The organism is Paraburkholderia sp. HC6.4b, from assembly GCF_014200875.1.
GTDB lineage: Bacteria > Pseudomonadota > Gammaproteobacteria > Burkholderiales > Burkholderiaceae > Paraburkholderia > Paraburkholderia tuberum.
On sequence record NZ_JACHDC010000051.1, the window covers coordinates 1 to 2,957 of the forward strand.

Consider the following 2,957-nt stretch of genomic DNA (forward strand, 5'->3'; position numbering starts at 1 on the left):
TAGACAGCGTCAAGCAGCATGGCCGGTCAGCGACAACTATCTTGGCCGGTCAACGGGGTAATTGTCGCTGCTTATAAGGTCATATTTGACGTTGCTCCTTCGTAGTTGTCGGTGGGTAATCGCGTAGTTGACGCTCATCGTTACTGCGTAACAATGGGCTGTCGAAGTACTCCTGCCACTGCGCTGAATCGCAATCGATCCCCGCGAGAACACGCTCCTCTTCCGCGATGATCAGTTTCTCGATCAATTCCTGTTTCGTTACTGCGTAACGGCGCGCTACCCTGGCAAGCGCGAGGAAGGCGCGGGTGTCAATCCAGGCGTTCAGGCGACGCTGACCGTTATCGTCCGAGCCCGAATGAGGGCGCCGGGCCCGATATTCGGCTTGCCGTTGTGCTGCTGTTTTTGCCATTTTCTTGTCCAGATCCAGTCGATTGCGTGACCCGTTACCGGGTCACGGATGCGTTACTGCGTAACGTTGCCGTCCTCAGGTGGCGGGCCACTGAACGGGTCGGCAGGGTTGTCGTCGTGTAATTGACGCCGCCGTGCGTTCTGTTTGTCGCCGGCCTTGCGGCGGCGGTAGCTTTCGACGTTGAGCTCGAAGATCGTCGAATGATGCACAAGCCGGTCGATGGCGGCGACCGTCATGCCGGGGTCAGGGAACACGTCATTCCAGCCCGAGAACGGTTGATTAGCTGTTATGAGAAGACTTTTACGCTCGTACCTCTCGGCAATCAGTTCGAACAGCACGCTGGTCTCGGCCTGGTCCTTGCGCGCGTACGACAGGTCATCGAGGACGATGAGGTCGAAGCGGTCGAGCTTGGCCAGTGCGGAAGGCAACTGCAGGCTCTGGCGTGCCGCCTGCAGCTTCTGGACGAGTTCGCTGGTGCGCGTGAACAGCACGCGGTATCCGGCATCGATCAGGGCATGCCCGATGGCCGATCCGAGATGGCTCTTGCCGACGCCAGGTGGCCCGAACAGAAGGACCGTGGCGCCTTTCTCCAGCCATGACTCGCCGGTGGCCAGCGCCGTGACATGGGCCTTCGAGACCATTGGCACGGCGCTAAAGTCGAAGGTGGCGAGCGTCTTGGTCGGGTCCATCTGCGACTCGGTGCGGTGCCGCTCGATGCGTCGTTTGGCGCGCTCAGCCAGCTCGTGCTCAAGCAGTGCGCCAAGCAGTCGCGTGGCCTGCCAGCCTTCCTTGTCCGAGCGCTCGGCGAACTCGGGCCACAACCTGCCGATCGTTGGCAAGCGCAGCTCGTTGAGCATCAGGGCCAGGCGGCCACCATCATGTGCGGGCGCGTTCATGCTGCCATCTCCTCGAGCAGTTCGTCATAGACGGCAACGGGCGGCATCTGAACCTCCACTTCAGGACACGAGGCCTCACGGGGTGCGTACTGCTCGCGCAGCGCCTTGAGATCGGGCAGCTTGCCGGCTTCCAGCAGCGCGTCAAGCTGTCCGGCCAGTACGGCCTCCACGCCGTGCAGGCCTGCGAGTTCAAGCAGGCCAACCATCGTCTTGCATGCTTCGCGTTGCGACAGGCGCGCATCGAGTTGCTCCCAGGTCCGGCGGTAGGCCTCGCGCGGGAACAGTGCGTCACGAAACGCGAGCCCCTTGAATGCCTGCGGCTTGCGCTTCAGGGAGCCAATGAAGTGGCGGTAATCAAGCGCGTGACGGTTGTCGTGCGCACGGGAGCCCCGTGCGGTGCTGTGCACCAGCACGCCGGACAGGTAACAGTCGAGCCGGTCGCCGTAGACGCGCACCTTCAGCCGGTGACCAATCAGGCGCGACGGCGCACTGTAGAGGATGCCGCGCACCGTGAACGTACTGCAGCGGGTCACAGGAGCCTCCTCCTCGACGAAGTCGGTGGTACGGTACTGCGGCAGATCCTGAAGCTGCTGGCGCTCGATACGGAACGCGGCGGCGTTGCGCCGGTTTCGACGCATCACCTGCTCGCGGATGAATTCATCGTAGGCAGAACGATCAGCGAAGTCGCGATGGCCACGAAGCATCAAGGCCTGATCGACCGCGTCCTTCAGATACCGGTGCGAGGATTCGACACTCCCGTTCTCGTGACCCAGACCGCGATTGTTGCGCGTGCCCTGCATCTCGTAATGATCGAGCAGCGCCTTGTAACGGGTCGTGAAGTCCTCCTTCTCGCTCAGGTTCTTGAAGGCGGCCGACAGGCTGTCAGTGCGATGCTCGCGAGGGCAACCTCCCGCCTGCCACAGGGCGTTCTGCAATCCGGTTGCGAGGGCCTCGAAACTCTCGCCGCCCTCGACTACGCAGGCATACTCCCAGCGCGAGAACGCCAGCACGAAGTGGTACAGCCGGTGCTCGAACGGTGCGCCGCCAATCGTCACGCACAGCTTGCTCATATCGGTGAAGTCCGACAGCCCACGCACGCCTGGCTGATGCCCCTGGGGGAAGAAGATCTCCTGACTGGGGCCTTCAAGCGCCCGCCATTGATGAATGCGTCGCTCCAGCGTGCGGCGCACGCTGTCGGGATAGCGCTCCGGATGATCCTCCTGCAGCTTGCGCAGGATCGTAACGCCCATCAGATGGGGAGCGTTACGCAGTAGCGGTAAAACTTCGCTATCCCAGACATCGGCGAACGGATCGGGACGGGTGCGCCAGGAGCGCCGAGGCTTCTGGGATGGCAGAGTCGCGTCACGCTCGATGCGGCGTGCGGAACGCACGCTTATTCCGGCCTTGGCGGCCGCGACTTCCTGCGGATGATGTTTGCGCTTGGTCATGTAAAGACGAACCTGTTGGTCGGTAATGCGGGTTCCAGACATGAGCTGACAGCTTCTTCTTAAAGCTTCGATCAGCCCATCCTAAAGCCCCGCCGACGCGGCGCCGCCGGTGGTTCGTCGTCTCCGGCGGCTACGCCGCCTCCGACTCCTCACCACCGGCCAAAACAATCGTCAACGACCGGCCAAGATAATTGTCGCCGCCCA

General features: G+C 62.3%; 3 protein-coding genes. All 3 read right to left on the minus strand.

What is annotated here, in order from left to right; genetic code table 11:
* Positions 1–79: 79 nt before the first annotated feature.
* Genes HDG34_RS38495 through istA form a run of 3 tightly spaced genes read right to left on the minus strand, consistent with a single transcriptional unit; the run spans position 80 to position 2,795 of the window.
* On the minus strand, positions 80–409 hold the full coding sequence (locus HDG34_RS38495; protein ID WP_184069220.1) for a hypothetical protein: 330 nt from the start codon (positions 407–409) through the stop codon (positions 80–82).
* Between the two features lie 53 nt (positions 410–462).
* Complete coding sequence (istB, locus tag HDG34_RS38500) at positions 463–1,305, minus strand: IS21-like element helper ATPase IstB (protein ID WP_260321482.1); 843 nt, start codon at positions 1,303–1,305, stop codon at positions 463–465.
* Positions 1,302–2,795 carry an IS21 family transposase gene (gene istA / locus HDG34_RS38505; protein WP_184069224.1) on the minus strand — a complete coding sequence of 498 codons (1,494 nt, stop codon included), beginning with the start codon at positions 2,793–2,795 and terminating at the stop codon, positions 1,302–1,304. Before istA ends, istB begins: the two co-directional genes overlap by 4 nt.
* Positions 2,796–2,957 lie beyond the last annotated feature (162 nt).